The sequence below is a fragment of the Paenarthrobacter sp. Z7-10 genome (assembly GCF_026932795.1).
Classification (GTDB): domain Bacteria; phylum Actinomycetota; class Actinomycetes; order Actinomycetales; family Micrococcaceae; genus Arthrobacter_M.
Map to the genome: position 1 here is coordinate 1 of NZ_JADPVH010000045.1, position 14998 is coordinate 14998.

General features: G+C 66.3%; 15 protein-coding genes. 12 read left to right on the forward strand and 3 right to left on the reverse strand.

All coding sequences use genetic code 11. The annotated features are described in order from the left end of the window. Positions 1-652 (reverse strand): AI-2E family transporter (locus tag IV498_RS13375; protein WP_269047355.1); only part of this gene is annotated, 652 nt, incomplete at its 3' end. Between the two features lie 350 nt (positions 653-1002). Here IV498_RS13375 and IV498_RS13380 point away from each other — a divergent pair. The 6 genes from IV498_RS13380 (at position 1003) to IV498_RS13405 (ending at position 8571) form a co-directional block, all read left to right on the forward strand. Then, positions 1003-2967 carry a hypothetical protein gene (locus tag IV498_RS13380; protein WP_269047357.1) on the forward strand — a complete coding sequence of 655 codons (1965 nt, stop codon included), beginning with the start codon at positions 1003-1005 and terminating at the stop codon, positions 2965-2967. 122 nt (positions 2968-3089) lie between these two features. Then, positions 3090-4076 carry a co-chaperone YbbN gene (locus IV498_RS13385; protein ID WP_269047358.1) on the forward strand — a complete coding sequence of 329 codons (987 nt, stop codon included), beginning with the start codon at positions 3090-3092 and terminating at the stop codon, positions 4074-4076. 63 nt (positions 4077-4139) lie between these two features. Continuing rightward, positions 4140-5243 (forward strand): NADH:flavin oxidoreductase/NADH oxidase, encoded by a 1104-nt coding sequence (locus tag IV498_RS13390; RefSeq protein WP_269047359.1) that lies wholly within the window; start codon positions 4140-4142, stop codon positions 5241-5243. Between the two features lie 251 nt (positions 5244-5494). Next, positions 5495-6277, forward strand: coding sequence for a glucosamine-6-phosphate deaminase (gene nagB / locus IV498_RS13395; RefSeq protein ID WP_269047360.1), 783 nt, complete (start codon positions 5495-5497; stop codon positions 6275-6277). Positions 6278-6381: 104 nt separating this feature from the next. Further along, positions 6382-6693: a DUF3039 domain-containing protein gene (locus IV498_RS13400; RefSeq protein ID WP_442951352.1), complete on the forward strand. Its 312-nt coding sequence runs from the start codon at positions 6382-6384 to the stop codon at positions 6691-6693. A gap of 93 nt (positions 6694-6786) precedes the next feature. After that, positions 6787-8571: a DEAD/DEAH box helicase gene (locus IV498_RS13405; protein WP_269047361.1), complete on the forward strand. Its 1785-nt coding sequence runs from the start codon at positions 6787-6789 to the stop codon at positions 8569-8571. A gap of 20 nt (positions 8572-8591) precedes the next feature. On the opposite strand, the gene IV498_RS13410 is transcribed toward IV498_RS13405, so the two are convergent. Next, complete coding sequence (locus tag IV498_RS13410) at positions 8592-9881, reverse strand: nicotinate phosphoribosyltransferase (RefSeq protein WP_269047399.1); 1290 nt, start codon at positions 9879-9881, stop codon at positions 8592-8594. Between the two features lie 76 nt (positions 9882-9957). Here IV498_RS13410 and clpS point away from each other — a divergent pair, with 76 nt between their 5' ends. From clpS to rdgB, 6 genes are all read left to right on the forward strand, one after another. Next, positions 9958-10269, forward strand: a complete 312-nt coding sequence (gene clpS, locus IV498_RS13415) for an ATP-dependent Clp protease adapter ClpS (RefSeq protein ID WP_269047362.1) — start codon at positions 9958-9960, stop codon at positions 10267-10269. A 5-nt stretch (positions 10270-10274) separates the two neighbouring features. Next, positions 10275-10853, forward strand: coding sequence for a DUF2017 domain-containing protein (locus IV498_RS13420; RefSeq protein ID WP_269047364.1), 579 nt, complete (start codon positions 10275-10277; stop codon positions 10851-10853). 98 nt (positions 10854-10951) lie between these two features. Continuing rightward, entirely contained in the window at positions 10952-11929 is a 978-nt protein-coding gene (gene murI, locus IV498_RS13425; protein ID WP_269047401.1) for a glutamate racemase, read from the forward strand. Beyond that, on the forward strand, positions 11926-12723 hold the full coding sequence (locus IV498_RS13430) for an MBL fold metallo-hydrolase (protein ID WP_269047365.1): 798 nt from the start codon (positions 11926-11928) through the stop codon (positions 12721-12723). Before murI ends, IV498_RS13430 begins: the two co-directional genes overlap by 4 nt. Positions 12724-12781: 58 nt before the next feature. Continuing rightward, complete coding sequence (gene rph, locus IV498_RS13435) at positions 12782-13546, forward strand: ribonuclease PH (protein WP_269047366.1); 765 nt, start codon at positions 12782-12784, stop codon at positions 13544-13546. Positions 13547-13548: 2 nt separating this feature from the next. Then, positions 13549-14190, forward strand: coding sequence for an RdgB/HAM1 family non-canonical purine NTP pyrophosphatase (rdgB, locus tag IV498_RS13440; RefSeq protein WP_269047368.1), 642 nt, complete (start codon positions 13549-13551; stop codon positions 14188-14190). Between the two features lie 52 nt (positions 14191-14242). On the opposite strand, the gene IV498_RS13445 is transcribed toward rdgB, so the two are convergent. Beyond that, positions 14243-14962, reverse strand: coding sequence for a VTT domain-containing protein (locus tag IV498_RS13445; RefSeq protein ID WP_442951353.1), 720 nt, complete (start codon positions 14960-14962; stop codon positions 14243-14245). Positions 14963-14998 lie beyond the last annotated feature (36 nt).

Here is a 14998-nt window from a genome sequence, read left to right on the forward strand (position 1 = left end):
CCACCTGGACATTGATCTGGTCCCGAACATGGTACTGGGTATCGACGTTCTTAAAGAAGTCAGAGTTCAGGAAGTCGCTGATCCATCCGGGGGCGTTGGCAATCAGTTGAGTTGTCTGCCCTACGATCGTGGGGATCAGGGTGGCAAAGAAGGCCGCCAGCAGGCCCACCAGGACGGCCAGGGAGAGCACGATTCCCGCCGGCCGTGGGACCTTGCGGCGCTCGAGCCAGCGCACCACTGGGTCCAGGCCAAGCGCGATGAACAGAGCCGCCAGCATCCACAGCAGCAACTGTGCCGTATTGGTCATCACGTAATACAGGAACAACGCCAGGCCAACGCCCACGGCGCCCATAAACCCCATATAGATCGGCCGCTGCACCGCCATCCGTGGGCCTGGCAATCCCTGCCGTGCAGCTTCCGCCTCCGCCGCGGCTTCCATCAGGGTTTCCGGTGGCAGCTCAAAACGGATCCGCGGTTGAGCCCCGGGCAGCGGCCGCAATAGCCGGGACCGAAGCGAAGCTAACGTATGCACGCGCACTCCGGACGGCTGCCCGGACGCTGCCTCGGCGCCAGCTGCGGCTGCACCGTCCGGTATGCCCTCGGACGCTGTAGGTCCCGGCTGCCGGCCGGTGGGGTTTTGTTCCTGGGTCACGGTTAACTGCTGCTTTCACGGGGCTGGATAAGGCGAAAGGGTCACGGTTCGGTCCGAATCCGGGCCGGCGCACGTCGTGCCAAACATTATCAGCCCGCAAGGTGAGCAATGCCTCATAGGCGCCCTGCACCGGGCTACCTCCGCCGTGTGTTCGGACGGCGTTCGGCGGTGGATCGGCGGCAGGACGCGGTGCGGTCCCGGCGAGGGGGAGTTCAGGGTATCTTCCCGCGCCCGGATTCGGCTGTCGGCTGCACCACCTGCATGCCACCGAAGACGCCGCCAAGATGCCAAAACGGTTACCCTTGAAGGAGTTAGATCGCTGATTTTCCGCTGATGATAGGTATTTCCTCGTGCGTTTCAAGACCGCAATCGCCTTGGCCGTTATAGGCCTGCTGCTCCTGGGGCTGGGCATCGGCCAGCGGACGCTGTGGCTTCCGCCCGCCACCGTTACAGCCTCCGTGCCGGCGGGCGTGCAGGGTGGCCCCGTGACGGTCATCGATTCCAGTCTGCGCACCTTGCGCGGCGGTCCGGTGAGCGTCAGCGTGAAATCTGCCGGGAACATCCTGCTGGCCGTCGGCAGGTCCGACGACGTCGAAGCCTGGGTTGGCAAGGCCGCGCACCTGAGCGTGGACGGCGTCGACGGCGATTTCAGCACCCTGACCACCCGGCATAGCGACGGCGAGGCTAAGGTTCCCGACCCAGCCGGTTCGGACCTGTGGACGCATGAAGAGAGTGGCGTTGGAACGGTCAACTACAGCTGGAGCGCTCCGGCGGAGGGTGACTGGTCGCTGCTGCTGGCCACAGATGGAACGGCGCCGGCGCCGACGGATATTTCCGTCACCGCGGCCAACGACAGGAGCACGCCGTGGGCCGTGCCACTGATGGTCATTGGCGCCCTGGTCCTGGCCATCGGCATCCTGCTGCTGCTTTTCCGGCTCGCGAGCGGCGGCGGTGCCGCGGGACCGGCGAACGGACGCCGGGCGGCTGCCCGCAGGGCGCACTCTGCATTGGGTTCGGCCCAGGGCGCCTCGGGATCGTCCCCCGCCTCTGGACCGCCGGCCGCCGCGGGACCGTCAACTGGCCAGGGATCGTCTCCCGCCTCCGGACCGGGACCATCTGCCGCCTCGGGCGAGCCAAAGTCCTTCCGGCTGCGGTCGGCCGGCGCCTCAATGGCGGCGGCGCTGCTGCTGCTCGCGGCAGTCGCGCCGGCAGCGGAGGCCGCCACACCGGCGGCAACGCCGTCGCCCACTGTCCCGGCGGCTACGCCGTCGCCCACTGTCCCGGCTGCAGCGCCGTCGCCCACTGTCCCGGCTGCAGCGCCGTCGCCCACTGCCCCGGCTGCAACGCCGTCGCCCACTGCCCCGGCAGCGCCGTCGTCCGCTGCCCCGGCAGCGCCGTCGTCCGCTGCCCCGGCAGCGCCGTCGCCCACCGCCAATCCGGCAGCGCCGGTGGTCCTGGACAGCCAGTTCAGCCGGATCCTCGACGCCACAGCCAGTGCGGTCGCCACCGGCGATGCAGCCAAGGACGTCAGCGCATTGACCTCGCGGGTGACCGGGGCGGCACTGGCGCTGCGGACGGCCAACTATAAGATCCGCTCCCAGGTGTCCGGCTACGCCGCAGTGGCGCCTGTGACAAGCAGCCGATTGCTCACCAAGGTGATCAGCACCAGCCGGCCCTGGCCGCGCTCGGTCATGGCCGTCACCCAGGGAACGAAAAATCCTGTTCCGCAGCTGCTGACCATGGTCCAGCAGAGTGCCCGGGAAAACTACAAGCTGGTTTCGGCCGCACCGCTGCTGCCGGGGCAGACGTTTCCCACCGTGAGCAAGGACGGCACGTCCGCCCTGGCGGTCAAGTCCGGCGACGGTCTGAAGCTGTCTCCGCGGCAGGCACTGGGCGCCCTGGGCGATCGCCTCAGTAAGGCGAAAAGCCTGTGGAAGCCTAGGATCTCGGATAGTCCATACATCTCAGATGTGCTCTCCTACCAAAGCGATATCGTCTCGAACAGTCCGGATGGGAAGTTCACCTTCGCCCACGCGCCGGTGGCCGGCAACGGCTACAGCTTCCGCACGGCCGACGGCGGCGCGATAGTTATCGGGTACCTCTCGTTCACGGTGAACGGAGCTCCGAAGAGCTCAGGTGCCAAACTGCACGTGGACAGTGACGCGGCGGTGTTCTCGGGTGGCAAGGAAACGTCCACCGGGATGACCTTGAGTTTCGGCGAACCCGTGGTGCTCTTCGTGCCCGGAAAAAAATCCCCAGGGCACATGATTCTGTTGGCCGCTACCCGCGGACTGGTTGGTGCCAAGTTCAAATAACGGCTGGCCGTCCCGGCCGAAGCTGAAGATGCCCGCCGGGCGGCGGGTGGTGGCTGGGGCTGGGGACGGGCGCCGGAACGGACGAAGTAGAGTCCCGGCACCGGCACGGATAGAGTTAAAGCATGACTTCACCCGGTTCCCTCCCCGTTAACCCCGCCGCAACCGCAGGCATCAACCTGCGCGGTGCCGTGGATCTGTCCGCCCTGAAAAACCCGCGTCCGGCCGCGCCCACCGGGTCAGCAGCGCCCGCGGGCGGCTCCGGTGCCGCCGAGGGCTCGGACCAGGGTGGTTTTGCGGTCGATGTGACCGAGCAAAGCTTCCCCGAGGTTGTCCAGCTTTCGGCCCAGGTGCCGGTCATCGTCTCCCTCGGTGCGGCGTGGTCGGGGCAATCCAGCGCGCTGAACACGGCGTTGGAACGGGTCGTTGCCGGATATGCCGGACGTCTGCTGCTGGCACGGGTTGATGCCGAAGCTAATCCGCAGATTGCGCAGGCCTTCAACGCGCAGGCCATTCCCACCGTGGTGGCGATGATCAAGGGCCAGCCGGTTCCGCTGTTTGAGGGGGACCTGCCCGAGGATCAGATCCGCCGGTTCATGGAGGAGCTGCTGAAGGTCGCCGCATCCAACGGTGTTGACGGAACGCTGGGCTCCGCGGAGAACGACGACGCCGAACCGGTCGAGGTGCCGTTGCCCCCGCTCCATCAGGCAGCGTATGACGCCATTGAAGCGGGCGATTACGCTGGAGCCGAGGCGGCCTACCGGCAGGCCCTGGCCGAGCAGCCTGCCGACGCCGAGGCCAAGGCGGGACTGGCTCAGGTGCAGCTGATGCAGCGGACCGCCTCGCTCAGCGCGGCAGAGGCGGACGATGTGCGCCGCCGGGCGGCCGATGAACCCGATCTGCTGGAATTCCAGCTGGCCGCAGCGGATCTCGATGTGGTGGGCGGCCATGTGGAGGACGCTTTTGCCCGGCTCACGGCATTCATCGCCGGACACTTTGGACCCGAGCGCGAGACGGCACGCGTCCGCCTGCTGGAGCTTTTCGACGTCGTCGGCAGTTCCGATCCGCGCGTGGCGAAGGCCCGGCAGGCACTGGCCCGGGCACTTTTCTAGGCCGAACCCGATTCCGGCCGCAGTGGCGGGAATGCCAGGTGGAGTCCCGGTGTTGCTGCGGTTGTGACCAATCCCAAGCTCTTCAGCCCGCTGTCCCTGCGCTCCCTTGATTTGGCCCACCGCGGCTGGGTCTCACCGATGTGCCAGTATTCCTGTGATCCGGCGTCCGCGCCGGGGGTGCCGACGGATTGGCATTTGATGCACTTGGGACAATTTGCCGCCGGTGGAGCGGCGCTGATCCTGACCGAGGCGGCAGCCGTCAGCGCAGAAGGGCGGATCAGTCCCCGGGACGCCGGCATTTACAACGACGAGCAGGTTACCGAGTGGCGGCGCATCACCGATTTCGTGCACAGCACCGGTTCAGTCGGCACCAAAATCGGTGTCCAGTTGGGTCACGCCGGCCGCAAGGCATCCACCTACTGGCCGTTTTCCGGCCGGACCGGAAGCGTGCCCAGCTCGGACTTCGGCTGGGAGTCGCTCGGACCGACGGTGGAGGCGTTCGACGGCTACGCCGCGCCGCGGGCGATGAGCGAAGCCGATATTGCCACCGTGATCGCCGATTTCGCCGCGGCGGCAGCGCGGTCGGTGCTGGCCGGATTCGACACTATTGAACTGCACGCGGCCCACGGCTACCTGCTGCATCAGTTCCAGAGTCCGCTGGTGAATACGCGCATTGATGGCTGGGGTGGCGACGAGGCCGGGCGCAGCCGCCTGACGCTGGAAGTCATCGATGCCGTGCGGGCGCGCATTCCCGAAACGATGCCCCTGCTGCTGCGGATTTCCGCGACGGACTGGGTGGACGGTGGAGTTGACGGCGACAGCTCGGTGCGGCTGGCCCGGCTGGCCCGTGAGCACGGCGTGGATCTGATCGACGTCTCCACTGGAGGCGCCGTGGCCGGAGCCAGCATCCCGGTGGGCCCGGGCTATCAGACCCGCTTCGCTGCGCAGATCCGCCAGCACGCAGACATGCCTGTGGGCGCCGTCGGACTGATATCCACCGGCGAGCAGGCCGAACACCTGCTGGCCACAGAGCAGGCGGATGGCGTTTTCCTAGCCCGCGCCGCGCTGCGGGATCCGCACTGGTGGCAGCGCGCCGCGCACGGACTCGGTGTGGACCTGCCGTGGGCGCCGCAGTACGAGCGGGCCGCTGCCAAGGGGCGGTACTAGCCGGTTTCGCGTCGGCAGCGACCTCCCTCCAGCTGGCACTGACCATGACTCACGACAGCTGTTCGCGGCACCCAGCAGGCCTTCCAGCCACCGGCCGCAGGCTTTAGAGGATACAGCTTAGGTCAGGCCGGGCTCCCGTGCGGATATTCTGGGGGTGGCGGCGCTTCGGGTGCCGCTCTGCCGGCAGCTGAGTGCGGATAACGACACCGGAATGTGCAGCGGCGGGATTCCGGACAGGAAAGGTAGTGCCCATGGAGGTTGTCATCCTCTTAAACAGCAAAGACATCGGCGTTCTGGCCGCTGACGCCATTGAGACGCTGGTTCGGCAGAAGCCCTCCGCCGTGCTGGGACTGGCCACCGGCTCGTCGCCGCTGCCGATCTATAACGAGCTGGCCCGCCGCTACGAGGAGGAAGGGCTCAGTTTCGCCCAGGCTCATGGTTTCGCGCTGGATGAATATGTGGGTCTGCCAACCGGTCACCAGCAGTCCTACCGGGAGGTGATCCGGCGCGAATTCACCAACCGGGTGGACATCAGGCCCGAGAATGTGCACGGGCCCGACGGTGCGGCAGAGGACATTTTGGCGGCCTGCCGCAACTACGAGGAAGCGATCCGGGCCGCCGGAGGCGTGGATCTGCAGATTCTGGGGGTGGGCACGGACGGACACATTGGCTTCAACGAGCCAGGCTCCTCACTCGCCTCCCGGACCCGGATTAAAACCCTGATCGAGCAGACCCGCCGGGACAACGCCCGCTTCTTTGACCGGCTGGAGGATGTACCGCACCATGTGGTGACGCAGGGGCTGGGTACCATTATGGACGCCCGGCACGTGATTCTGGTGGCCGCCGGGAAGGGTAAGGCTCACGCAGTTCGGGATTTCGTCGAGGGCCCGGTGGCCGCGGTTTGTGCCGCCTCCGTGCTGCAGCTGCATCCGCATGCAACCATCGTCATCGATGAGGACGCCGCATCGGAGCTTAGGCTCGCCGATTACTACCGTCAGACGTACGCCAACAAGCCCCGGTGGCAGGGAATTTAGGCCAGCCACCCGCCGTCGTGCGGGGTCCGGCGGACGGCGCCGGAAAGTCCGGGGCGGTCCGGGCAGCCCTCCGTCCGCCAGACGCAGCGGGTACGATGGAAAGCATGAGTATGCCCCCAGATCCATTCGAAAACGAGCCGATGCGGTCCCCCCAGGGGCCGGGCACCTCCACCGCCACCATCGAGCGCGAAGAGCTGCGCCAGGAGGTGGAGCCTGGGGACAGCGAACGCTTTGCCCACTATGTGCGCAAGGAAAAGATTATGGAGTCGGCACTTTCCGGGGAGCCGGTGATTGCACTCTGCGGCAAGGTCTGGATTCCGGGCCGGGACCCGCAAAAGTTTCCGGTCTGCCCGGACTGCAAGGCCATTTATGACGGGCTGCGTCCCGGTAAGGATAAGCCGGATCCGGACAAATAAGCGGAGCCTAAATAATCTGCGGCAGCGTTTGGGTTGCCCGCCCCGTGCGGCGCGGAACTCCTTGCGGTGCGTTCGACGAAGGAAATGCGCTCTATGACGGACACTCTTTTTGGTGGCCCAGCCCTGCCTCCGGCCTACCCGGAACGGGCCGCTTGGGGAACAGCGCCCAAGCTGCGGGCCTGGCAGGCCCAGGCACTGGAAAAGTACTTCGAAGCCAATCCGCGGGACTTCCTGGCGGTGGCGACCCCTGGGGCCGGTAAAACAACATTCGCCCTGCGGATCGCCACCGAACTGGTGGAACGCGGGGTGGTTAATCGGATCACCATCGTCACCCCCACGGACCATCTGAAGCGGCAGTGGGCGGACGCTGCTGCCCGCGTGGGTATCGCCATCGATCCGAACTTTAAGAATGCGGACGGCAAGCACGGCCAAGGTTTCATGGGCGTGGCTGTCACCTATGCCCAGGTGGCCAGCAAGCCGCTGCTGCACCGGGCCAAGACAGAGGCGGCCCGTACTCTGGTGATCCTCGATGAAATCCACCACGGCGGCGACGCGCTGTCCTGGGGCGACGGCATCCGGGAGGCCTTCGATCCGGCCATCCGCCGCCTGTCCCTGACCGGAACACCCTTCCGCTCGGATACCGCAGCCATTCCCTTCGTCGACTACATCCAGGACCGGGAGGGGATCCGGCGCTCCCGGGCCGACTATTCCTACGGCTACGGCCAGGCACTGAAGGACCACGTGGTCCGGCCCGTGATGTTTATGGCCTATTCCGGCCAGATGCGCTGGCGCACCAGCGCCGGCGAGGAGATGGCGGCCACCCTGGGCGCCCCGGTGACCAAAGATATTACGTCGCAGGCTTGGCGAACCGCGCTCAACGCCACCGGAGAGTGGATTCCCGCCGTGCTGGCCGCCGCGGACAAGCGGCTGGCCCAGGTGCGTCGTTCGGTGCCGGACGCCGGCGGCATGGTGATCGCCACGGACCACGACGACGCCCGTGCCTACGCCGGTCAGCTGAAGAAGATTACCGGGCAGTCGCCCACCGTGATCCTCTCCGACGACGCCAAGGCCTCCAGCAAAATCGAGGAATTTTCCGCCGGCGATAAGCGCTGGATGGTGGCGGTGCGGATGGTGTCCGAGGGCGTGGACGTGCCACGGCTGGCGGTGGGCGTGTATGCCACCTCGACGGCGACGCCGCTGTTTTTCGCCCAGGCGGTGGGCCGGTTCGTGCGGGCGCGCAAACGCGGGGAGACCGCGTCGGTTTTCCTTCCCTCGGTGCCGAACCTGATGGCCCTGGCCGCGCAGCTCGAACTTGAGCGCGACCACGCGCTGGACCGCCCGGAAACCGACTCGGACGGCTTCGCCACCGAGGATGCGGAGATGCTGGAGGCGAACCGGGAGGAGAAGGGCTCGGACACGCTGGAAAAATTCAGCTTCGAGGCCTTGGAATCTCAGGCATCCTTTGACCGGGTTTTGTATGACGGCGGGGAATTTGGCACCGGCGGCGAGGTGGGTGGCGAGGACGAGCTGGACTTCCTGGGCATCCCCGGTCTGCTCGATGCGGAGCAGGTCGGCGTGCTGCTCAAGCAGCATCAGGCGGACCAGCAGTCCCGGCGGCGCAGCCGCAACGCCGGCGCCGGGGGAGCGGACGCAGTCCCGGCAGCTCCGGCGGTGACCGATCACAGGTTGCTGATGGACCTGCGCAACGAACTGGCCAAGAACGTCTCCGCCTGGTCGGCCCGCTCCGGCATGCCGCATGGACTGGTGCACAGCGAGCTGCGCCGGGTCTGCGGTGGGCCGGCCGTGGCCCAGGCCAATGAGGATCAGCTTCAGGTGCGGTTGAAGAAGCTCCAGGGCTGGTTCATCGGCCGGAAGTAGCCGCGGACCTCAGGCGGACGTCAGCTTGTCTCGAACTCGGTGGCGATGACGGCTTCCCCGCGCTGCAGCCGCAGCGAGGCAGCGGGCAGTTCCGCCATGGAATCCCGGTGCCGTTCGGCGGCCCGGCGGACGCCTTCCGGTCCGGTCCACCCCGGTGCCAGCACCCCGTCGGCCATGAACTGCACGATCAGCGGGCGGTCGTCGCCGTCGTCCTGCGGCCGGTGGCCAATGCCGACGATCTCCGCGGTGGCGCGCCCGGCGGTGTCCCGGCGCCGCAGCGCGTATTTGCGCCCGCCCACTGAGGCCTTGTTCTTTGCCGACTTGGCCACCGGTATGAAGGTCCCGCCGTCATCCTCGCGGCTGACCAGTTTGTAGACCAGGCTGGCCGTGGGCGCACCGGAGCCGGTGACAAGCGAGGTGCCTATGCCATAGGAATCAACCGGCGCCGAGGCCAGCGCCGCAATGGCATATTCGTCCAGGTCGGAGGTGACAGTGATCCGGGTCGCGGTATTGCCAAGCGAGTCCAGCAGGTCCCGGACCTCGCGGGCCTGGGTCACCAGGTCGCCGGAGTCGAGCCGGACCGCGCCCAGGCCCGGTCCGGCCAGTTCGACGGCGGTCCGCACCGCCGTCGGGACGTCGTACGTGTCCACCAGCAGGGTGGTTCCGATGCCCAGCGAACTGAGCTGGGCGGCAAAGGCTTCCCGTTCCGTATCGTGGAGCAGGGTGAAGGAATGCGCGGCCGTGCCCACCGTCCGCACGCCGTAGCGAAGCCCGCATTCCAGGTTGGAGGTGCTGTCGAAGCCGGCAATGATGGCCGCCCGCGACGCGGCGACTGCGGACTCCTCCTGCGTGCGGCGCGATCCCATCTCGATGCAGGGCCGGCCGCCCGCTGCGCCCACCATCCGAGAGGCGGCGGAGGCGATGGCGCTGTCATGGTTAAGCACCGAGAGGATGTACGTTTCCAGGATGCACGCCTCGGCAAAGCTGGATTCCACAATCAGCAGCGGGGAGTTCGGAAAATACGCATCGCCCTCGGCGTAGCCAAAGATGTTGCCGGAAAAGCGGAAGTCCGCCAGCCAGGCCAAGGTCTCATCGTTGACCACCTGGTTGCGGGCCAGGAAGTCCAGTTCGGCCGCGCCGAAGCTGAACTGCTCAATGCCCTCCAGCAGCCGCCCGGTGCCGCCCACCACACCATAGCGGCGGCCGTCCGGCAGCCGGCGGGCGAAGGCCTCAAAGACACTGCGCCGGTGCGCCGCGCCCGAATGCAGGGCGGCCTGCAGCATGGTCAGTTCATAATGATCGGTAAACAGGGACGTCCGGGGTTGGCCCCAGGCGGGCGGGATAGTCACAAAATGTACTCTAATGCGGCCGCACTAGAATGGACACATGACCGTGCGCACCGCTCCCCGGACCGAACGGGAAACCGAGACCACTGCGCTGAGCGCACCGGACGTACCCTGGGTGTTGATTATCTGGAACGATCCGGTGAACCTGATGAGCTACGTGAGTTACGTCTTCCAAAGCTATTTTGGCTATTCCGAGGCCAAGGCCGGCGAGCTGATGATGCAGGTGCACAGCGAGGGAAAATCCGCCGTGGCGCATGGCAGCAAGGAAAAAATGGAAGCACATGCCGCGGCCATGCACGGCTATGGGCTGTGGGCTACGGTGCAAAAAGACGACGCGAACGCTGAGGGATAAACCAGGTGGCCAGAGCTTTTAAATACTCACGCAAGGGCATCACCGGGGCACTGGAGGAAACCGAACGCTCGCTTCTGCGCAACTTGTTCGCGGACGTCATTGGCATGCTGGAACCTGACACTCCGGCGCAAACGGATCCGCTGGCGGCGCTGATTGGGCTGGATCTTTCGGTCCAGGTTCCGCAGGATCCGGCGCTGCTGCGGCTGCTGCCGGACGCCGTCCGCGGTGACGACGATGCCGCCCTGGAGTTCCGGCAACTGACCGAGCGTTCGCTGCGCGAAAGCAAGATCGGCGCGCTGCGCGCGGCGTCGCTGGCGCTGGAGTCGGACAAACTGGTGCTGACCGAGGAATCTGCCAAACTCTTCTCCACTGCCCTGAACGATGTGCGGCTGGTGCTCTCCGAACGGTTGGAGATCCGCAGCGAATCCGACGCGGAACGGATTCATCAGATGCAGGACTGGGCGCAGGCCGACGACGTCGACAGCTACCTGGCGCTGGTGTACAACTTCACCTCCTGGCTGCAGGAATCACTGGTGCAGGCCATGCTGGACAGCCTGCAGAACACCGCGCCCCGCAAACCGTAGCGGGACTGTGACCAATCAGACGCGGACATAAGTTCCGCCCCGGCGCCGGAACGTTCTAGTCTGGGACGATCATGAGCTCAGCATCGAGTGGCAGCCCAATGCCCGCGCCCGGGACAAAGTCCCCGCCCGCCGGTACCCTGTCGGAGCGACCCATCGGGATCTTCGACTCCGGTGTGGGCGGCCTGACAGTTGCCCGTTCCGTGATCGACCAATTGCCCAACGAATCCATCCTGTACGTCGGAGACACCGCCAACGGCCCCTATGGCCCGCTGCCCATCGCCGAGGTGCGGGCCAACGCCCTCGGTGTGATGGACGAGCTGGTGGATTCGGGCGTGAAGCTGCTGGTGATCGCCTGCAACACCGCCTCCGCCGCCGTGCTCCGGGATGCGCGGGAACGTTATACGGCGCGCAGCGGAATCCCAGTGGTCGAGGTCATCCAGCCGGCGGTGCGCCGCGCCGTGGCTGCGACCAGGAACCGCCGGGTCGGAGTGATAGGCACCTCGGCAACCATTGGTTCGCGGGCGTATGAGGACACGTTTGCCGCCGCGGTGGACCTGAAGATCGTCTCCGCCGCCTGCCCCGACTTCGTCCGGTTCGTCGAGTCCGGAATCACCACTGGTTCCGAGCTGCTCTCCAGGGCACAGGAATACCTGGCCCCGCTCAAGGCCGCCGAGGTGGACACGGTGGTTCTTGGCTGCACGCACTATCCGCTGCTGACCGGCGTGATTTCGTTCTGCATGGGCGACGGCGTCACTCTCGTCTCCAGCGCGGAGGAGACGGCCAAGGACGTCTACAAGGCGCTGGTGGGCCACGACCTGGAACGGACCGGCTCCACGGCGCCGGTGCACAGCTTTGTCTCCACCGGCGATGCCGGGCAGTTCGGCGTGCTGGCCCGCCGGTTCCTGGGCCCGGAGGTGCTCAGCGTGGAGCAGGTGGACCATGTGGCAGCACGCTACCCCACCGGCTCAATGTCCCGGATCACACCCGAAATGCTGGCTCAAGCCCAGGGCCGGGCGCGGCGGCCGCGGATCTCCAACTTCGTCCTGCATGCCGCCGGGTCCGGGGACCAGGGATGAAGCTGACTATTGTTGGCTGCAGCGGATCCTTTCCCGGCCCGCAGTCACCGGCGTCGTGTTATCTGATCACCGCCCACGACGGCGTGCGGCCGTGGCGGATCCTGCTCGACCTCGGCAGCGGTGCGCTCGGCGCGGTGCAGAAATACATGGATCTGCAGGACATTGATGCCATTTTTTTGACCCATCTGCATCCGGACCACTGCATGGATCTGTGTGGGCTGCACGTTGCAGTCCGCTGGGATCCGGCTGGTTGGCAAGCCGGCCGGATCCCCGTCTGGGGACCGGCGGCAACGGCGGACCGGCTGGCCACGGCCTACGGACTCGATCCCAATCCCGGAATGCGGGAGGAATTTGATTTTCACTGCTGGACCGAGCGGGACACCGTGCAGTTGGGCCCCTTCCGGATTACTCCCTATGCGGTCAATCATCCGATTCCGGAGGCGTACGCGCTGCGGGTTGAGGCCACCGAATATGACGGCACCGGCGTGGACAGGGTCAGTAAGCTGGCCTATTCCGGCGACACGGATTCCTGTTCCGGGCTGGAGGAAGCGGCCCGGGATGTCCAGTTGTTCCTCTGTGAGGCGGCCTTCGAAGAGGGCCGCGACGATGGCATCCGGGACGTCCACCTGACTGGAAAACGAGCCGCGGAGGCGGCCGCAAAGGCAAATGCACGGCGGCTGCTGCTGACCCACCTGCCGGTCTGGACCGATGCCAATACGGTGGTGGCAGAGGCCAAAGGTGCCTACTCCGGAGAGGTCGCAGCCGCCGTCGCCGGAGTCCACTACTCGATTTGAGGCACGGTGCGCGATGCTGGGCGCGAAACTTTCCCCGGCGGCTGGCTAAAGTGGAACCATGACAACAGGCGAAACAGCGGCACCGGCCGGCATCCAGGGAGTCCGGGCGGATGGCCGCATGCCGGATCAGCTCCGGAACATCAGCATCACCCGTGGCTGGTCCCAGCAGGCTGAAGGGTCTGCGCTGATCGAGTTCGGCAACACCCGGGTACTCTGCACGGCTTCGCTCACCGCAGGGGTCCCGCGCTGGCTCAAGGGTGAGGGCCGCGGTTGGGTCACCGCCGAGTATGCCATGCTGCCGCGGGCCACGAACACCCGCTCCGACCGGGAATCGGTCAAAGGCAAGATCGGCGGCCGGACGCACGAGATCTCCCGGCTGATCGGCCGGTCACTGCGCTCCATTATCGACACCAAGGCACTGGGCGAGAACACCATCGTGCTGGACTGCGACGTGCTGCAGGCCGACGGGGGCACCCGCACCGCCGCGATTACCGGCGCCTATGTGGCGCTGGCCGATGCCATCCGGTATGCGCGGGAGAACAAACTGATCGCCCGAACGGCGCAGCCGCTGCTGGACACCGTTGCGGCGGTATCCGTGGGCATCATCGATGGCGTGCCGATGCTTGATCTGCCCTACGTCGAAGACGTGCGTGCGGAAACCGACATGAACGTAGTCGTGACAGGGTCCGGCAAATTCGTCGAGGTGCAGGGAACCGCTGAGGGAGCTCCCTTTGACCGCGATGAGCTGGATGCGCTGCTGGACCTGGCACTGGCGGGCACGGTGCAATTGGCGCAGATCCAGCGCGACACGCTCGGAGTCTGACGATGGCGGCCACGACACCGCGGCTGGTCCTGGCCACGCACAACCTGGGCAAGCTGCGTGAACTGCGTGAACTGCTGCGCGGGCAGGTGCCGGGCCTGGATGTTGACACCCAAGTGGTGGACGCCGGCTCGGTCGGTGCCCCGGACGTCGCGGAAACCGGAGTGACCTTTGCGCAGAATTCGCTGTTGAAGGCGCACGCGGTGGCAGCGGCGACGGGTCTGACCGCGATCGCGGACGATTCCGGCCTCGCCGTGGACGTGCTGGGAGGTGCTCCCGGAATTTTTTCCGCGCGCTGGTGTGGTTCGCACGGCGACGACGGCGCCAACCTTCGCCTGCTGCTGGCCCAACTGGCCGACATCGACGATGCGCACCGGGGTGCCGGCTTCGTCTGTGCCGCGTCCCTGGTGATTCCGGCGGTCGACGGAGGCGCCGCCGTCGAACGCGTTGAAACCGGGGAACTGCGCGGGCACCTGCTGTTCGAACCACGCGGTGCCGGTGGGTTCGGCTACGATCCGATCCTGGTCCCGACCGGGTTGACCGCCAGCTGTGCGGAGCTTCCGCCGGCGGAGAAGAACGCCATCAGCCACCGCGGACAGGCCTTCCGGAAACTGCTGCCGCATATTACCGCGGCACTGCGGAGCTGATCCGCGGACCGCATCTTGCGGGCTAAAAATGCGCTGCGGGTCTCGGCGTGGACTATTGCCCGTTCGACCGGGCCGCATTGCGGCGGGCAAGGTAGGCCTTGGCGAACTCGATGATGATCGGAATGATCGAGACCAGCACGATCACAATAAAGATGATGTCCAGGTTTTTCGTCACCCACGGCACCCGGTCGCCCAGGATGAAGCCCAACAGGGTCACCCCGCCGGCCCAAAGGATGGCACCTATCGCATTGAACAGTGCGAATTGGCGCCGGCTCATGCCGGCCACGCCGACAATGACGGGGACAAAGGTCCGCACGATGGGAACAAAACGGGCCAGGATCAGTGCCTGTCCGCCATGCTTTTCAAAGAACGCGTGCGCACTTTCGACATGCTTGCGCTTGAACAACCGCGAGTCAGGCTTGTTGAAGAGCGCGGGCCCGGCTTTGGCGCCGATGAGGTAGCCCACCTGGTTCCCGGCAAAGGCGCAAACAATCACCAGCAGCATCAGCAGCACAATGTTGAACCGGATGGTCCCGGTGGCCACCAGCAGTCCAGCGGTGAAGAGCAGCGAGTCGCCGGGCAGGAAGAACCCGATCAGGAGCCCGGTTTCGGCGAAAATCATGGCACAGGCGACCAGCACCACCCACGGTCCCAGCGCCGGGTTGCTGAGAATGATTTGCGGGTCCAGCCACGGTGGCAGCACGAACGCATGGGCGGGCCCCTGGCCGAGCAGGGCGGGCAGAGTCGAAGCCGCGATGGCAGAGAGGATCACCCGTTAAGCGTACGGTACGCCCCCGGGCGGACGGCT